Here is a 14,552-nt window from a genome sequence, read left to right as displayed (position 1 = left end):
CACCGGTCGCGTACCGGGTCGGGGGGCGGGTCAGGTGTCGGTTCCGTGGTCGATGAGGTCAGCGGACGGTCTCCAGGACCTCCGAGGCGCCGAGGGATTCGGCGATCTCGGTGAGCGCGTCCGCGGACAGCGCCTTCAGTTCCTTCTCGCCGACGCCGAGGTCGTCGAGGATCTCGGCGTCGCCGACCGGGCCGTGCGGCACGGCCTCGCCGGTGCCGCCTTCCTCGGAGTCGTCGTCCTCGTCCTCACCGTCCTCGGTGCCGTCGAGGTCGAGGGCGTCCAGGTCGGGTTCGTCGTCCCCGGGCTCCCTTCCGAGCAGTTCGTCGGTGAGCAGGATCTCGCCGTAACTGCTGCGAGCGGCGGCGGCGGCGTCCGAGACGTAGATGCGAGGGTCCTCCTCGCCGTCGATGCGGACGACGCCGAACCAGGCGTCCTCCTGCTCGATGAGCACCAGCACCGTGTCGTCCTCGGGCGAGGCCTCACGTGCCAGGTCGGCCAGATCCGACAGCGTCTCCACATTGTCGAGGAGTTCTGTGTCGCTCGCTTCCCACCCGTCTTCGGTGCGCGCGAGCAGTGCGGCGAAGTACACCGTGACTCTCCCACTGGTCATAGGTGTGCCGGTTGGGGGTCCCCCCGGCGGAGGTTGCGGGCGGGGAGAGCTGTGCTCCGAGCCCCACCCACTCGGAATCGTGGCAGAAACCAGGCGCTCAGGGGACGTCTTCGGCTCCCTGTGTGTCCGGCTGCCGCCGATCTCGTGTTCATGGAGGGCTCACCAGCGCACTCGTCGCCGCCAACAGCGGATCGTACGCGGCTTTTCCGGGCGCCCGCGCACGGACTCCCGACCCGGGCCCGCGCGTGAAGTGATCTTGCCAACTCCGGCCCCGTCGGCGTGTCCCCGCGCTTACCGCCGCCTTACCGACGAGCGACCTCGCGGTACCGCGCCGCCGTGTTCAGGCGCTCTGTCCCGTCCCCGTGCCGGGCCACCGTGCTCCGTCACCACCGGAAGGTCCGCATGCGCATCGCGTGCCGCAGCCGGGCGGTCTTCGCGCGGCGGGGCTGGACGCGGTCGCGCAGCTCGCGGGCCTCGGCCAGGTCGCGCAGGAACTTGGCGCGACGCCGTCGGCGCTCGGCGTCCGTCTCCTGTGCGGTTTCGCGCTCAGGCAGGTCAGGCATCGGATCACCACCCTGGTCCGTCCCTCCACTTTCCCCCGGACGGCGGGTTTGATGCCAGCGCGAGCAGGGATGCGGCCCGGTTACTGTTGTGGACATGCGTCTCCACGTCGTCGACCACCCCCTGGTCGCTCACAAGCTCACCACGCTGCGCGACCAGCGCACCGAATCCGCGACCTTCCGCCGGCTGGCCGACGAACTGGTCACCCTGCTCGCCTACGAGGCCACGCGTGACGTGCGGACCGAGCAGGTCGACATCGCGACGCCGGTCGCCCGGACCACGGGCGTCAAGCTCTCCTACCCGCGCCCGCTGGTGGTCCCGATCCTGCGGGCCGGCCTCGGCATGCTCGACGGCATGATGCGGCTCCTGCCGACGGCCGAGGTGGGCTTCCTCGGCATGATCCGCAACGAGGAGACCCTGGAGGCCTCCACGTACGCCACCCGCATGCCGGAGGACCTCTCCGGCCGCCAGGTGTACGTCCTCGACCCGATGCTCGCCACCGGCGGCACCCTGGTCGCGGCCATCCGCGAGCTCATCAAGCGCGGCGCCGACGACGTCACCGCCGTCGTCCTCCTGGCCGCCCCCGAGGGCGTCGAACTCATGGAACGCGAGCTGGCCGGCACCCCGGTCACCGTCGTCACGGCAGCCGTCGACGACCACCTCAACGAGCACGGCTACATCATCCCGGGCCTGGGAGACGCGGGAGACCGCCTCTACGGCGCCGCTGAATAGACGGTGATGGGAGCGCCCCCACAGGGGCGCGGGGAACGGCGCGACAAGCCACAACGCACCCGCAGTCGCACAACAACCCGCCCCCCTACGGCGAACAGGCGCTCAACAGCTCTTCTTCACCGGCGCCCGCTCAGGCGCCGACAACGCGGCCAACGCCTTGTCCGCCACCGCCTTACTGTTCAGCGCCTTGAACCCGTCCCCGATGACCAGGTCGACGTCGGCACCCTTACGCCCGTCCGGCCGCTGCTCCGCCCCGCTCAGCTGCGTGGCGAGCACGGGCAAGGACGTACGCAGAGACGCCGGCGGCCCGAGCAGCAGCCCCGTCCCCTTGACCTTCTTGTCGTACTCGGCCGTCGCGTTGCCGACGTCCCCGATCTTGAACCCGCGCTTCTTCAACTCGTCCGCCGTCTTCTTGGCGAGACCGCTGCGGGCCGTCGCGTTGAACACGTTGACGGTGATCCGGTTTGGCTTGATCACGACGGCGCCGGGGGAGGCGGAGGCGGACGGGGACGGCGTGGCCCGGGTCGCGCAGTCGGCCTTGGGTCCGGCCGCCGTCGCCTTGTCGCCGCCGCCGGTGAAGACGTCGATGAGCTGCAAGGTGCCCCAGCCGACCAGGCCGAGGGCCGCGGCGGAGGCGACCACCCCGACCACGAGCCTGCCGCGGCGCCGAGATCGGCGCATCCGGGGGTATTTGTCGCCCGTGATCCGGTACTTCCCGCCCATGCCGGGGGGAGTCAGCATGCTCATGGGCGCAGCGTAGTGCGCCTGGGCGGCGATGCCTACTAGATGATCATTGGACACCGTCCGGTAGACCCGAAAGGCCCACTGCGGGTGCCGGGTGAGCCGTGGGTGTCAGTCGAGTTCCAGGACCCGGGCGTGCAGCACCTGGCGCTGCTGGAGCGCGGCACGGACCGCGCGGTGCAGCCCGTCCTCCAGGTACAGGTCGCCCTGCCACTTCACGACATGCGCGAAGAGGTCGCCGTAGAAGGTCGAGTCCTCGGCGAGCAGGGTCTCCAGGTCGAGCTGGCCCTTGGTCGTCACGAGCTGATCGAGGCGGACCGGGCGCGGCGCGACATCCGCCCACTGCCGGGTGCTTTCCCGGCCGTGGTCGGGGTACGGCCGGCCGTTTCCGATGCGCTTGAAGATCACACGGAAAGCCTACCGGTCAAGACCTTCCGGGCGCAGCCATGGCGACGGAGTGCGAGGCTGGAAAAGATGGTGCAAAAGGGCGAATAAGGGAAACAGGGGCCCGTCATGAGGGACAGAGAGACCATGCCGGAGGCAGTTTCCGGAGCCATGTCCACCCGCCCGCCCGATGCCTCACGCGGTGCCCCGTCCGGCGCCCCCGCCCTCCCCGCCCCCGCGCTGGAGATCGCCGCGGGATACGCCTTCACCGGCCCCGCCCTCGATCTCGGCGCCCTCCTCTGGGACGGCCGGTGCCTGCCGGACGCGCAGGTCCGCATCCCGCTGCCCATGCTCAACCGGCACGGCCTGGTCGCGGGCGCCACCGGCACCGGCAAGACCAAGACCCTCCAGCTGATCGCCGAGCAGCTGTCGGCCCAAGGGGTGCCGGTCTTCCTCGCCGACATCAAGGGGGACGTGTCGGGGATCTCGGCGCCGGGCGTGGAGAACGACACGGTGCGCGGCCGGGCGGGGGAAGTCCACCAGCGGTGGACCGCGACCGGCTTCCCCGCCGAGTTCTACGCGCTCGGCGGTCTCGGTCACGGCATTCCGGTCCGCGCCACGATTACCAGCTTCGGGCCGGTGCTCCTGTCGAAGATCCTGCGGCTCAACCAGACCCAGGAGCAGTCCCTCGGCCTGATCTTCCACTACGCCGACACCAAGGGTCTTGAGCTGATCGACCTCAAGGACCTCAGGGCCGTCGTCGCCTTCCTGACCTCGGACGAGGGCAAGGGCGAGCTGAAGGACATCGGCGGGCTGTCGACGGCGACGGCCGGGGTGATCCTGCGGTCGCTGACCGCCTTCGAGGCCCAGGGAATGGCCGATTTCTTCGGGGAACCGGAGTTCGACACGGCCGAGTTCCTGCGGACGGCGCGGGACGGCCGCGGGATGGTCTCGGTCCTGGAACTGCCCGCCGTACAGGACAGACCGCAGCTGTTCTCGACGTTCCTGATGTGGCTGCTGGCCGATCTCTTCCACGACCTTCCCGAGGTCGGGGACGTCGACCGGCCGAAGCTGGTCTTCTTCTTCGACGAGGCGCATCTGCTCTTCCACGACGCCTCGAAGGCGTTCCTGGACTCCATCACGCAGACGGTGCGCCTCATTCGCTCGAAAGGGGTCGGCGTCTTCTTCGTGACGCAGACCCCGAAGGACGTACCCGCCGACGTCCTCGCCCAGCTCGGCAACCGCGTCCAGCACGCCCTGCGCGCCTTCACCCCGGACGACCAGAAGGCCCTCAAGGCCACGGTGAGGACCTTCCCGGACTCGTCCTACGACCTGGAGGAGCTGCTCACCGGCCTCGGCACCGGCGAGGCCGTCGTCACCGTCCTCGGCGAGAAGGGCGCCCCGACCCCGGTCGCCGCGACCCGGCTGCGCGCGCCGGAGTCCCTGATGGGCCCGGTCGACCCGGCGGTCCTGGACCGGGCGGTGACGGCGTCCCCGCTCCACGCGCGTTATGCACAGGCTGTGGACCGGGAGTCGGCGTACGAGCGGTTGACCGGGGCCGGGTCCCGGGGCGCGAAGGACCCGGACGAACTGGCCCCCTCGGGGGACACCCCCGACGCCCCCCGCCGGGAGCCCTCGGTCGTGGAGCAGGTCGTGGGAAGCGGCATGTTCAAGTCCCTCGCCCGCTCCCTCGGCACCCAGATCGGCCGTGAGATCACCCGCTCGCTCTTCGGGACGGCCCGGCGGAGGCGGTGACCCCTGGGGCCCCGCCCCCGCCGGCGGATCAGCGCCCGTGCTCCTTGCCGGGCTGCTGCGGCCTCGCTTCCTTCACCTGCGGTTTCGGCGCGCTGCGAGCGGCCTCGGCGCGCAGCAGGGCGCGCAGGACCGCGTACGGGTCAATGGCCATGTCTGTGTTCCTTGCGTCGTGCTGATGAACCGGGGGACCGGAGAGGGCCGGTCCCCTCAGCAGCGCAGGACCACCGTCCGCAGGGCGACCAAGGCGTACGACGGCCTCGGCGGCGCCGGGAGCGGAGCGCCCGCCGGGACGCCGGGCACCGGCTCGGGCCGGGGCGCGGGACGCAGGGGTACGACGGGCCGCTGGGCGGCACGCCCCGGGAGCCGCAGGGCGGTGTCGAGCAGGTCGTACTCGACCGCCTCACCGGCCGGCGGCGGCACGGGTGCCGCGTGCGTCCCGGTGTGCGCGCCCGGCAGCACCAGCGCGACGAGCAGCACCAGCACCCGCAGCCAGGCGCGACGACGGCGCGGCGGGCTGGGTGCGGTGCTCATACGAGGTGATCTCCCCGCACCCCGCCGGGCGCCCGGCGGTCGACGCCGAGAACCGCCCGTTCGGCGGACAGGGGGCGGCTACGACCCCGCTGCCTTGGCCGCCTTCGCCGCCGCCTTCATCTCCTGTTTGTGGGCGCGGACCTTGGTCAGGGACTCGGGGCCGGTGATGTCGGCGACGGAGCGGTAGGACTTCGGTTCGCCGTAGGGGCCGGCGGCCTCGCGCCAGCCCTGGGGCCGGACGCCGAGCTGCTTGCCGAGGAGGGCGAGGAAGATCTGGGCCTTCTGCTTGCCGAAGCCGGGCAGCTGCTCCAGGCGGCGCAGGAGCTCGGGTCCGTCGGTGACGCCCTTCCAGACGAGCTCGGCGTTCCCGTCGTAGTGCTCGACGAGGTACTGGCACAGCTGCTGGATCCGCTTGGCCATGGACCCCGGGTACCGGTGCACGGCCGGCTTGTCGGAGAGCAGGGCGGCGAAGGCCTCGGGGTCCTGGGCGGCGATGTCGTGCGCGTCCAGGTCGTCCGCGCCGAGGCGGTCGGCGATGGTGCGGGGGCCCTTGAACGCCCACTCCATCGGGACCTGCTGATCCAGCAGCATCCCGACCAGCGCGGCGAGCGGAGACCGGCCGAGCAGTGCGTCGGCCTCGGGGTCCTGGGCGAGGTGAAGCGTGACGTCCATGCCCCCGATCATGCCGTCTGCCGGCTCAGCCCGCCCGCCAGTACCCCAGCGCGTGCACCCGCTGCTTCGGCACGCCCAGTTCCTTGCGGACGTACGACGACAGCGTGCGGGTCGTGGCCGTGTCGCAGGCGATCCAGACGTACGGCTCGGGGCTGGCCTTGAGCAGGTCCGGGAGGGACTGCTTCACCTCGGCGACGAGATGGGCGCCGGAGTCCTGGCGGGGGACGGGCCGTACGTCGTGGCGGGTGGGGTCGGTGCGGAAGGGGAGGTCGTCGAGGGTGGACTCGAACCAGACGGTGGCCGGGGCCCCGCCCAGCTCGTCCAGGAGGGAGTTGAGCGCGGGCAGCGAGGCCGGGTCTCCGATCGCGAAGACGTGCGAGGGCTCGGGCCGGGGCCGCTGGAAGCCCGTCCCGTGCACGGTCGCCTCGATCGTGTCCCCGGGCTTCGCCGCCCGCGCCCAGTCACTGGCGCACCCCTCGTGGAGCGCGAACTCCAGGGAGAAGGTGCCGGCCGCCGGATCGGGGTCGACCAGGGTGTAGGCGCGCTGGTGGGGTTTGCCGGCGTTGTCGAACCAGAGCCGGACCCACATGGTCGGGTGGATGCCGGTCTCGGCGAGCATGCCGCCGTCGGTGAGGTGGACGCGGCGGTAGTGCTCGGTGACGTCCTCGGCGCCCGTGACGGTGAGGACGAAGTCCTTCGCACGCAGCAGTTTGAGGACCGCGCCCTCCCAGCCGTGCCCCTGCGCCATGGCGTTTTCACCCTTCACGTACGATTCCCACACATCGAGCCTCTAGTTAGGTGAGCCTAACCTAAAAACGTGAAGGGATACAGGGTGATCACAGGGATCTACCGCGACGCCTGGGGGATACCCCATCTCCGTGCGGGCAGCGCGAGGGAACTCGCCCGCGCCCAGGGCCTGGTGACCGCCCGAGACCGCGCCTGGCAGCTGGAGGTGGAGCGGCACCGCGCCCGGGGCACCTCGGCAGCGTTCCTCGGCGCCGACGCCCTGGCCTGGGACGGATTCGCGAGACAGGCCCGCCTGGACGACACCGCGAGACGCTGCTTCACGGCCCTGGAGAGACGGGACCCGGAGACCGCCGACTGGGTCCGGGCCTACGTCGACGGCGTCAACGAGGGGCTCACACCGGACGCTGACGAGGGGCTCGCACCGGACGCTCCCGAATTCGCCCGGGCCGGTCTCACCCCCGGCCGCTGGCAGCCCTGGACCCCCCTCGGTGTCTGGCTCTCCACCCACATCCTCTTCGCCGGCTTCCCGGCCAAACTCTGGCGCGAGCAGGCCGTCCGCCACCTGGGCCCCGAGGCCGTCGGCCTGTTCGCCACCGACGGGCCCGGTACCTCCGGCAGCAACGGCTGGCTGGTGAGCGGTGAGCGCACGACCACCGGCCGGGCGGTCGTCGCCGGCGACCCGCACCGCTTCATCGAGGAACCCGGCGTCTACCAGCAGATCCACCTGTCCTGCCCGGAGTTCGACGTCGTCGGCCTGGCCGTCCCGGGCGTCCCCGGCATCGCCCACTTCGGCCACACCGGCACGGTCGCCTGGGCCATCACCAACGCCATGGCCGACTACCAGGACCTCTACCGCGAGCGCCTGCGCCGCACCGGCGCCGGTGTCGAGTCCCTCGGCCCGGACGGCGTCTGGCGCCGGGCCGCCCGGCACACGGAGACCGTCGAGTGCGCGGGCGGGAAGCCGGTCGAGGTGGAGGTGATCGAGACCGAGCGCGGCCCCGTGATCGTGGGCGGCCCGGAGGGGCTCGACGGCGGTGTCCCGGAGAGCGGCGAGGAGGTCCTCGCCCCGCTCGCCGTCAGCCTCCGTTACCCGCCCCGCGTCACCGAGGACCTCGGCTTCGGCGCCCTGCTCCCGCTGTTGCGGGCCCGCACGGTCGCCGACGTGGACCGGGCCTTCGACGTCTGGGCCGAACCGGTCAACGTCGTGATGGCCGCCGACACCGAGGGCGGCCTGCTGCACCGGGTGGCCGGCCGGGTGCCGGAGCGGGCCGAGGCGAACCGGGTCCGTCCGGTGCCCGCGTGGGAGCCCGGGCACGAGTGGCGGGGCTGGCACGAGATGCCCCGCGCGGGCCTGACCGACGGCATCGCGGTGATGGCCAACCAGCGCGGACCCTCGGCCCCGCTGGGCGTCGAGTTCGCCCCCACCCACCGCGCCGACCGCATCGCGGCCCTGCTCGACGGCAAGGACCGCTGGTCGCCCGCCGACATGCCGGTGATCCACACGGACACCCGACTCGCCTCCGCCGTACCGCTGCTGGACCGCCTGGCGGAACTGGACGGCCTGTCTCCCGAGGCGGCCGGGGTGCGGGACACCCTGCTGCGCTGGGACCGCCACATGGACGCGGACAGCACGGACGCGGCGCTGTACGCGGCCGTACGCGGTGCCGTCGTACGACAGCTCGCGGCGCACCCCGCGTTCGCCGCGCTGACGACCCCGCCCGCCTATCCGGAGGTGCTCCTCCCCTGGATGAACCTCGTACCGCGCATCGGCTTCGCGCTCGAACACCTGCTGCGGGCCGAGGAGTTGTACGGCGTCGACCGGGCCGAGGCCGTCCGCGCGGCCGTGGAGGAGGTGGCCGCCGAGCGGGTGGCCGCCGAAAAGGCCGAATCCAACGCCACCTGGGGCGACACCCACCGCCTCCACCCCTGGCGCGCGCTGCCCGGCGCCACGGACGACGAGCCCGGGCTCTCCGGCGACCACGACTGCGTGCTGTGCACCTCGGCCGTGCCCGGCTGGAGCGATGTGAGCGCGCGCGGTCCGGCCGCCCGGTACGTGTGGGACCTGGCCCGCCGCGAGGACAGCCTGTGGGTGGTGCCCTTCGGCGCCTCGGGCGTGCCCGGATCGGCCCATCACCGTGATCAACTCCCCCTGTGGACCGAGGGGGACCTCGTCCCGGTCGTCACCGACTGGGACCGGCTCGAGAAGGAAAGCGATGTCTGACACCCACGCCCCCGCCCAGACCTCCACCCCCACCCGTGAACCCGTCCACGAGCAGACCGTCGACGGCTACGGCACCGTCCGCGTCCTGCCCCTGGACGCGCACGCCGACGCCGGGACCGTCCATGCCTGGGTGAGCCAGGAGCGGGCGGCCTTCTGGGGCATGAACGGGCTGACCCGGGACCAGGTCGCCGAGATCTACGCGCACCTGGACACCCTCGACACCCATCACGCCTTCCTGCTGCTGAAGGACGCCGACCCGGTCGGCCTCCTCCAGACCTACGAGCCGGACGCCGACCGCGTCAGCGAGTGCTACGAGGTCGAGCCCGGCGACATCGGCGTCCACCTGCTGCTCGCGCCCGCGGACGAGGGCGCGGCCCGGCCCGGCTGGTCGTCCGCGCTGCTCCGCGCCGTCGCCTCGTACGTCCTGCTCGGCCTGGACCGCAGACGGGTCGTGGTCGACCCCGACGTGCGCAACCACAAGGCGATCGCCCGCTTCCTGAAGCAGGGCTTCGAGGCGGGGGAGGCCGTCGTCCTGCCGGAGATCGACCTCCCGGACGTGTACCTGCCCGAGAAGCACGCCCAACTGGCGTTCCTGCGCCGGGAGGTAGCCTTCCCGGGTGACTCCTGACGATCTGGTCGCCCACTACGGTCTGGAGCCCATCCCGCGTGAGGGCGGGCTCTTCCGACGCACCTGGGCGGGACCCGAACGGCCCGACGGACGACCGGAGGGCTCCGCGATCGTCGCCCTCCTGACCGCCGCGCCGGACGACTTCTCGGCCCTGCACCGCCTGCCCACGGACGAGATCTGGCACTTCTACCTCGGCGACCCGCTCCAGCTCCTCCTGCTCGCCCCGGACGGCACGTCCTCGACGCCCGTCCTGGGACCCGACGTCCTCGCCGGCCAGCACCTCCAGCTCACCGTCCCGGCGGGCACCTGGATGGGCGGCCGGGTCGTGGCCGGCGGCGCGTGGACCTTCTTCGGCTGCACCATGGCCCCCGGGTTCACCTACGAGGGCTACGAGCACGGGGACGCCCGGGAGTTGACGGCGCGTTATCCGGCACACGCCGAGCGGATCGCGGGACTGTGCCGTCCATGAGACTTCTGGAAGGACAGGTCGCGCTGGTCACCGGCGCGGGCGGCGGCATCGGACGCGGCATCGCGCTGCGGTTCGCGCGGGAGGGGGCGGCGGTGGCCGTGCACTGCCGTACGTCCTCCGGCTCCGCGCGGGAAGTGGCGGGCCGTATCCGTGACCTGGGCGGCCGGGCCGTCGTACGGGAAGCCGACCTCACCGACGAGGACGCGTGCCGCCGCCTGGTGCGGGAGGCGGCCGAGTGGGGCGGCGGGCGGCTGACCGCCCTGGTCAACAACGCGGGGGTGCAGCCGACGCGGGCGCTGCCCGGGATGACGGTCGCCGAGTGGCGGGAGGTCGTGGACACCAACCTGTCGAGCGTCTTCGCCTGCACCCAGGCTGCGGCGGTGGTCATGCGGGAGGGGGGCCGGGGCGGATCGATCACCCACATCGCCTCCATCGAGGCGAGCCGGCCCGCCCCGGACCACGCCCACTACTCCGCGTCCAAGGCGGCCGTCGTGATGCACGCCCGGTCCGCGGCGCTGGAGTACGGCCCGCTCGGCATCCGCGTGAACACGGTCTCGCCGGGGCTCGTCGACCGGGAGGGCCTGGAGGACGCCTGGCCGGACGGGGTACGGCGGTGGCGGGAGGCGGCTCCCCTCGGGCGTCTCGGGCGCCCTGAGGACATCGGTGACGCGTGTGTCTTCCTGGCCTCGCCGCTCGCCTCCTGGATCACCGGGCACGACCTGGTCGTGGACGGGGGCGTGTCGGCGCGCCCGACGTGGTGAACGCCACGGACCCGCCGGTGAGCACGGTGGCCCTCGCGTCCGTACCACTCGGGAAGGCGGCGGTTCCGGATACGGAGTACACACGTGGAGCGTGAGGGTGAGCGCGGCGCAGGGCGACGGCACCGGGGACTTCAAGGGCTGGTGCTGCTGGGCACCGTGCTGGTCCTGCTCCTCGGCGGCGGCGCGGGAACGGCGTCCGCGCACGCGGCCCTCCGCGCCACCGACCCCCGGGACGGAACCGTCCTCAAGACCGCCCCGCGTGACATCACCCTGACGTTCACCGAGTCCGTCGGCCTGCTCGACGACTCCTTCCGGGTCCTGGACCCCGAGAACCGGCGGCTGCGTCCGACGAAGGTCGCGCACGGTCCGGAGGGTGGCGACACGATCCGGGCGACCCTGCCCGGGAAGCTCGGCGAGGGCACCTATGTGGTGGCCTGGCGGGTGGTGTCCGCCGACAGCCACCCGGTCTCGGGTGCCTTCACCTTCTCCGTCGGCAAGCCCTCCCCCACGACGGCGACGATCGACACGGGCCCGGTGGAGGACCCGGCGACCGGCGGCCTCTACAACATCGCCCGCTGGCTCGCCCATCTCGGCGCCGCCCTGCTCATCGGCACGGCCGCCTTCGTCGCGGTCTGCCGCCCGCCGGACTCCGGCCCGCTGCGCAGGCCGCTGTGGGCGGGGCTGTGGACCCTGTGCGGCGCCACGCTCGTCCTGCTGGTGCTGCGCGCACCGTACGAGTCGGGCGAGAGCCCGGCGGCGGCCTTCGACCTCTCGTCCTTCACCCGCATCCTGACCACTCGCCCGGGCGAGGCCCTGCTGTTCCGCCTGGCCCTGCTGCCGGTGGCCGCCTTCCTCGTCGTACGACTGCTGCGGCGCGGGGCGTCGTCGCGGGCCTGGCTCGCGGGCGGTGCCGTCCTCTCCGTGGCCCTGGCGCTGACCTGGGCCGCCGCCGAGCACGCGTCCGCCGGGATCCAGGTGCCGGTGGCGATGACCTCGTCCGTGCTGCACGTGCTGGCGATGGCGGTCTGGCTGGGCGGGCTCACGGCCCTGCTGATCACGCTGTCCCGATCGTCGTCGGCGTCGGAGGCCCCGGTCGCCATGGTCACCCGCTTCTCCCGCCTTGGCTTCGCCTGCGTGACCGTCCTCGTCGTCACCGGCGTCTACCAGTCCTGGCGGGGCCTGGGCTCCCTGTCCGCCTTCACCGACTCGACGTACGGCAGGCTCCTGCTCCTGAAGCTGGTCGCCGTGGTGCTGCTGCTGGGGATGGCGGGACTGTCCCGGCAGTGGACGGCACGGTTGGTGACGGAGGAGCCGGCAGGGGCCGTCGTCGAGGAGAAGGCGCCGGAAAAGGTGTCAGAGAAGGTGCCGGAGACGGTGGGCGGACCGTCAGCTCCCGTGAGCGCGCCGACCCCGCCCCCCGAGTCCACCGGTCCGCCCTCGGACGACCCCTTCCGGCGCGGCCTGCGCCGGTCCGTGCTGGTGGAAGTGGTCATCGCGGTCGCGGTGCTGGTGTTCAGCACGATCCTCGCCGGTACCCTGCCGGGCCGGGCCGCGGCGGAGGCGGCGAAGGACGCCTCGGCGACAGGCCTGCCGACCGCGTCCGTGTCGTACGTGCCCTTCCAGGTGGGCCGGGCCAGCGGCAAGGTGCAGGTCACCCTGGACCCCGGCCGCAAGGGCGAGAACGCCGTGGAGGCCGTGGTCCTCACCCCCGACGGCGGTATCGCCACCGTCCCCGAACTGCGGCTGTCCTTCACCCTCCCCGCCCAGGACATCGGCCCGATCGACGCCGAGGTCACCGACAAGGGCGGCTACTGGGGCACGAACGCGCTCACGCTGCCCATCGCCGGTGACTGGGAGATGAAGGTGACCGTGCGGGTGTCGGACATCGACCAGGTCAGCGTCACGAAGACGGTACGGATCGGCTAGACCTAGACCTAGACCTAGACCTAGACCTAGACCTAGACCTAGGCGAACCCTACGAGGGTGTACACGCCGGCCAGCCCGACCGCGCCCAGGGTCGTTCCGGTCACGGCGGTCCACATGCGGCCGATGCCCTGGCGGGCGTAGTGGATGCCGGTCGCGCCGAAGGTGACGGCGAGCCCGCCGGCCATGACCGACCACGGGAGGGTCGCGGCCATCAGCGCGGGCCAGGCTCCCGTGGCGGCGACGAGGCCGAGGAACAGGGCGACCGGGCCGAGCGCGGTGGCGGGTGAGTCGTCCTGGCGAGGTGTGGCGGTTCCGGACATGCGTTTCCCCCTGCGGTTGCCCGTATTCCAGTACTGAACACGTTCAATTCTTGTGATCGATCGTAGCAGGGGAGCCCTGGAGGAGGCGTGCCATCTCCTCGGCGGCGCGTACCGCCGAGTCGCCGCAGCAGTTGTTGAACAGGACGTGGAGAGCGTCGACTTGGGAGGCGAGGGACCGTAAGCGAGGCACCCACTCGGTGAGTTCGGCCCGGGCGTAGTCGTGCCGGAAACGGTCCTCCTTGCTCCCCGTCCCCCACGCAATACTGCGCCCGTGGAACCGCACGACGGACAGCCGGGGCGAGGTCACCGGGGTGACGGGCGGGACGGAGAAGGGCAGGGTCCGGTTCATGTCGACGGCCACGGCACTGAAGCCGAGCCGTGTCAGCAGCACCTCGGTCGCCGATCGCTCGGCCCACCACTCCGGGTGCCGGAACTCCACGGCCACCGGCCACCCGTCCGTCCGCAGCGCGCACTCCGTCAGGAACGCCTCCGCCCGCGCCCCCGGCCGGAACCAGGGCGGGAACTGGAACAGCACGCAGCCCAGGCGTCCGGCCGCCCGGATCGGTGCGATCCCGTCGGCGAACCGCGCCCACACCTCGTCCAGGACCGCCGGGTCCCGGGCATCGGCGGGCAGCCCGCCCGGCATCACCGCCTCCCGGGTCGGATGCCCGGTGAGCAGCGAGAACGCCTTCACGTCGAAGACGAAGCCGTCCGGGGTGCGCTCCACCCACAGCCGGCTGTTCCGCTCGCCGGGCAGGGCGTAGTAGCTCGCGTCGACCTCGACCACCCCGAACCGTTCGGCGTAGTACCTGAGTCGCCCTTCGGCGTCCCGCCGCCCGGCCGGATACCAGCCGCTGCCGACCAGCGCGCGGTCGGTCCAGGAGCACGTGCCGACGAGGATCCGCTCAGCCATGCGGCACCGGTTACCCGCTCTTCACCGACCGATCCCCCTCACCGGCCGATCCCCCCCCACCGACCGGCCCTCCTCACCGACCGATCCTCCGCAGCGCGCGCACCCCCATCGCGCACACCCCGCAGAACGCCCCCCACAACCCGTTGACGACGAAGAGCGGCACGATCGCGTACGGCTTGGCCGCCGGGCCGCGCAGCTCCCCGTCCAGGAGCGGGGAGAGGACCGCGCTGCCGACCAGGACGGCCAGCGCGTAGGCCACCCCGACCAGCACGAGGGTGAGCAGGGGTTCGGGTACGCGGGTGAGGCCGACGGCGAGGATCCAGGTCAGCGCGATGACCGCGGTCAGGACGAGCGCGGTGACGGGCCGGCCGAGGGCGTCGCTCAGACCGGTGACCGAGAACAGCGGCCGGATCAGCGCGGTGGCGGTCAGCGCGGCCACCAGCGGCCGGTTCACCCGGCGCAGCCGCCGGGCCAGGGCGAGCGGGGGACTGAGGTCGGTGGTCATGGCCCCAGGGTGGGCGGCCGGTCGCCGGGCGGGCGTCGGCCGGGGGCGGACACCTGGCGTACCCCGTAGGTTGCGG

Annotated in this window: 18 protein-coding genes; 7 read left to right on the top strand and 11 right to left on the bottom strand. The window is 72.5% G+C overall.

Features of this window, described 5'->3' with window-relative positions; genetic code table 11:
* Positions 1 to 58: 58 nt before the first annotated feature.
* A complete protein-coding gene (locus tag K4B79_RS17760; RefSeq protein ID WP_232028326.1) occupies positions 59 to 589 on the bottom strand; it encodes a tRNA adenosine deaminase-associated protein in 531 nt (176 codons plus the stop codon).
* A gap of 404 nt (positions 590 to 993) precedes the next feature.
* Positions 994 to 1,173, bottom strand: coding sequence for a hypothetical protein (locus K4B79_RS17755; protein ID WP_232027665.1), 180 nt, complete (start codon positions 1,171 to 1,173; stop codon positions 994 to 996).
* A gap of 94 nt (positions 1,174 to 1,267) precedes the next feature.
* Between K4B79_RS17755 and upp the strand changes: the two genes are divergently transcribed.
* Positions 1,268 to 1,903: a uracil phosphoribosyltransferase gene (gene upp, locus K4B79_RS17750; RefSeq protein ID WP_067445585.1), complete on the top strand. Its 636-nt coding sequence runs from the start codon at positions 1,268 to 1,270 to the stop codon at positions 1,901 to 1,903.
* A 102-nt stretch (positions 1,904 to 2,005) separates the two neighbouring features.
* Here the strand turns inward: upp and K4B79_RS17745 are convergent, their stop codons facing one another.
* Both K4B79_RS17745 and K4B79_RS17740 read right to left on the bottom strand, forming a co-directional pair.
* A complete protein-coding gene (locus K4B79_RS17745; RefSeq protein WP_232027664.1) occupies positions 2,006 to 2,650 on the bottom strand; it encodes a LytR C-terminal domain-containing protein in 645 nt (214 codons plus the stop codon).
* 105 nt (positions 2,651 to 2,755) lie between these two features.
* The gene (locus K4B79_RS17740; protein ID WP_003999914.1) at positions 2,756 to 3,052 is read right to left on the bottom strand and encodes a type II toxin-antitoxin system VapB family antitoxin; all 297 of its coding nucleotides are present in this window, start codon (positions 3,050 to 3,052) and stop codon (positions 2,756 to 2,758) included.
* Positions 3,053 to 3,157: 105 nt separating this feature from the next.
* On the opposite strand from K4B79_RS17740, the gene K4B79_RS17735 reads away from it, so the two are divergent.
* A complete protein-coding gene (locus tag K4B79_RS17735) occupies positions 3,158 to 4,783 on the top strand; it encodes a helicase HerA-like domain-containing protein (RefSeq protein WP_374208488.1) in 1,626 nt (541 codons plus the stop codon).
* Positions 4,784 to 4,811: 28 nt separating this feature from the next.
* Here the strand turns inward: K4B79_RS17735 and K4B79_RS47790 are convergent, their stop codons facing one another.
* From K4B79_RS47790 to K4B79_RS17720, 4 genes are all read right to left on the bottom strand, one after another.
* A complete protein-coding gene (locus K4B79_RS47790; protein WP_269463635.1) occupies positions 4,812 to 4,934 on the bottom strand; it encodes a hypothetical protein in 123 nt (40 codons plus the stop codon).
* Positions 4,935 to 4,990: 56 nt separating this feature from the next.
* Complete coding sequence (locus K4B79_RS17730; protein ID WP_232027662.1) at positions 4,991 to 5,314, bottom strand: hypothetical protein; 324 nt, start codon at positions 5,312 to 5,314, stop codon at positions 4,991 to 4,993.
* A 78-nt stretch (positions 5,315 to 5,392) separates the two neighbouring features.
* The gene (locus K4B79_RS17725) at positions 5,393 to 5,986 is read right to left on the bottom strand and encodes an HhH-GPD-type base excision DNA repair protein (protein ID WP_232027660.1); all 594 of its coding nucleotides are present in this window, start codon (positions 5,984 to 5,986) and stop codon (positions 5,393 to 5,395) included.
* 25 nt (positions 5,987 to 6,011) lie between these two features.
* Positions 6,012 to 6,734, bottom strand: a complete 723-nt coding sequence (locus K4B79_RS17720) for a siderophore-interacting protein (protein ID WP_232027659.1) — start codon at positions 6,732 to 6,734, stop codon at positions 6,012 to 6,014.
* 84 nt (positions 6,735 to 6,818) lie between these two features.
* Here K4B79_RS17720 and K4B79_RS17715 point away from each other — a divergent pair, with 84 nt between their 5' ends.
* The 5 genes from K4B79_RS17715 (at position 6,819) to K4B79_RS17695 (ending at position 12,738) form a co-directional block, all read left to right on the top strand.
* Entirely contained in the window at positions 6,819 to 8,954 is a 2,136-nt protein-coding gene (locus K4B79_RS17715; RefSeq protein WP_232028324.1) for a penicillin acylase family protein, read from the top strand.
* The gene (locus K4B79_RS17710) at positions 8,947 to 9,582 is read left to right on the top strand and encodes a GNAT family N-acetyltransferase (protein WP_232027658.1); all 636 of its coding nucleotides are present in this window, start codon (positions 8,947 to 8,949) and stop codon (positions 9,580 to 9,582) included. Before K4B79_RS17715 ends, K4B79_RS17710 begins: the two co-directional genes overlap by 8 nt.
* Complete coding sequence (locus tag K4B79_RS17705) at positions 9,572 to 10,051, top strand: cupin domain-containing protein (RefSeq protein ID WP_232027657.1); 480 nt, start codon at positions 9,572 to 9,574, stop codon at positions 10,049 to 10,051. Before K4B79_RS17710 ends, K4B79_RS17705 begins: the two co-directional genes overlap by 11 nt.
* Entirely contained in the window at positions 10,048 to 10,812 is a 765-nt protein-coding gene (locus tag K4B79_RS17700) for an SDR family NAD(P)-dependent oxidoreductase (protein WP_232027656.1), read from the top strand. The genes K4B79_RS17705 and K4B79_RS17700 overlap by 4 nt, the downstream gene beginning before the upstream one ends.
* A 141-nt stretch (positions 10,813 to 10,953) precedes the next feature.
* A complete protein-coding gene (locus K4B79_RS17695; RefSeq protein WP_232028323.1) occupies positions 10,954 to 12,738 on the top strand; it encodes a copper resistance CopC/CopD family protein in 1,785 nt (594 codons plus the stop codon).
* A gap of 38 nt (positions 12,739 to 12,776) precedes the next feature.
* On the opposite strand, the gene K4B79_RS17690 is transcribed toward K4B79_RS17695, so the two are convergent.
* From K4B79_RS17690 to K4B79_RS17680, 3 genes are all read right to left on the bottom strand, one after another.
* Positions 12,777 to 13,058: a hypothetical protein gene (locus K4B79_RS17690; RefSeq protein ID WP_232027655.1), complete on the bottom strand. Its 282-nt coding sequence runs from the start codon at positions 13,056 to 13,058 to the stop codon at positions 12,777 to 12,779.
* A gap of 43 nt (positions 13,059 to 13,101) precedes the next feature.
* A complete protein-coding gene (locus K4B79_RS17685; RefSeq protein ID WP_232027654.1) occupies positions 13,102 to 13,971 on the bottom strand; it encodes a DUF72 domain-containing protein in 870 nt (289 codons plus the stop codon).
* A gap of 73 nt (positions 13,972 to 14,044) precedes the next feature.
* The gene (locus tag K4B79_RS17680; RefSeq protein WP_232027653.1) at positions 14,045 to 14,476 is read right to left on the bottom strand and encodes a hypothetical protein; all 432 of its coding nucleotides are present in this window, start codon (positions 14,474 to 14,476) and stop codon (positions 14,045 to 14,047) included.
* Positions 14,477 to 14,552 lie beyond the last annotated feature (76 nt).

The sequence above is a fragment of the Streptomyces lincolnensis genome, assembly GCF_021173675.1.
GTDB lineage: Bacteria > Actinomycetota > Actinomycetes > Streptomycetales > Streptomycetaceae > Streptomyces > Streptomyces lincolnensis_B.
Note: the sequence above shows the minus strand (reverse complement) of the source record. Positions and strands in the feature narration are given on the sequence as shown.

Excerpts from the sequence above, each read along its gene's own strand:
- K4B79_RS17755 (WP_232027665.1), bottom strand. The coding sequence starts at position 1,173 with ATGCCTGACCTGCCTGAGCGCGAAACCGCACAGGAGACGGACGCCGAG.
- upp (WP_067445585.1), top strand. The coding sequence starts at position 1,268 with ATGCGTCTCCACGTCGTCGACCACCCCCTGGTCGCTCACAAGCTCACC.
- K4B79_RS17745 (WP_232027664.1), bottom strand. The coding sequence starts at position 2,650 with ATGAGCATGCTGACTCCCCCCGGCATGGGCGGGAAGTACCGGATCACG.
- K4B79_RS17735 (WP_374208488.1), top strand. The coding sequence starts at position 3,158 with ATGAGGGACAGAGAGACCATGCCGGAGGCAGTTTCCGGAGCCATGTCC.
- K4B79_RS47790 (WP_269463635.1), bottom strand. The coding sequence starts at position 4,934 with ATGGCCATTGACCCGTACGCGGTCCTGCGCGCCCTGCTGCGCGCCGAG.
- K4B79_RS17730 (WP_232027662.1), bottom strand. The coding sequence starts at position 5,314 with ATGAGCACCGCACCCAGCCCGCCGCGCCGTCGTCGCGCCTGGCTGCGG.
- K4B79_RS17725 (WP_232027660.1), bottom strand. The coding sequence starts at position 5,986 with ATGGACGTCACGCTTCACCTCGCCCAGGACCCCGAGGCCGACGCACTG.
- K4B79_RS17720 (WP_232027659.1), bottom strand. The coding sequence starts at position 6,734 with ATGGCGCAGGGGCACGGCTGGGAGGGCGCGGTCCTCAAACTGCTGCGT.
- K4B79_RS17710 (WP_232027658.1), top strand. The coding sequence starts at position 8,947 with ATGTCTGACACCCACGCCCCCGCCCAGACCTCCACCCCCACCCGTGAA.
- K4B79_RS17700 (WP_232027656.1), top strand. The coding sequence starts at position 10,048 with ATGAGACTTCTGGAAGGACAGGTCGCGCTGGTCACCGGCGCGGGCGGC.
- K4B79_RS17690 (WP_232027655.1), bottom strand. The coding sequence starts at position 13,058 with ATGTCCGGAACCGCCACACCTCGCCAGGACGACTCACCCGCCACCGCG.
- K4B79_RS17685 (WP_232027654.1), bottom strand. The coding sequence starts at position 13,971 with ATGGCTGAGCGGATCCTCGTCGGCACGTGCTCCTGGACCGACCGCGCG.
- K4B79_RS17680 (WP_232027653.1), bottom strand. The coding sequence starts at position 14,476 with ATGACCACCGACCTCAGTCCCCCGCTCGCCCTGGCCCGGCGGCTGCGC.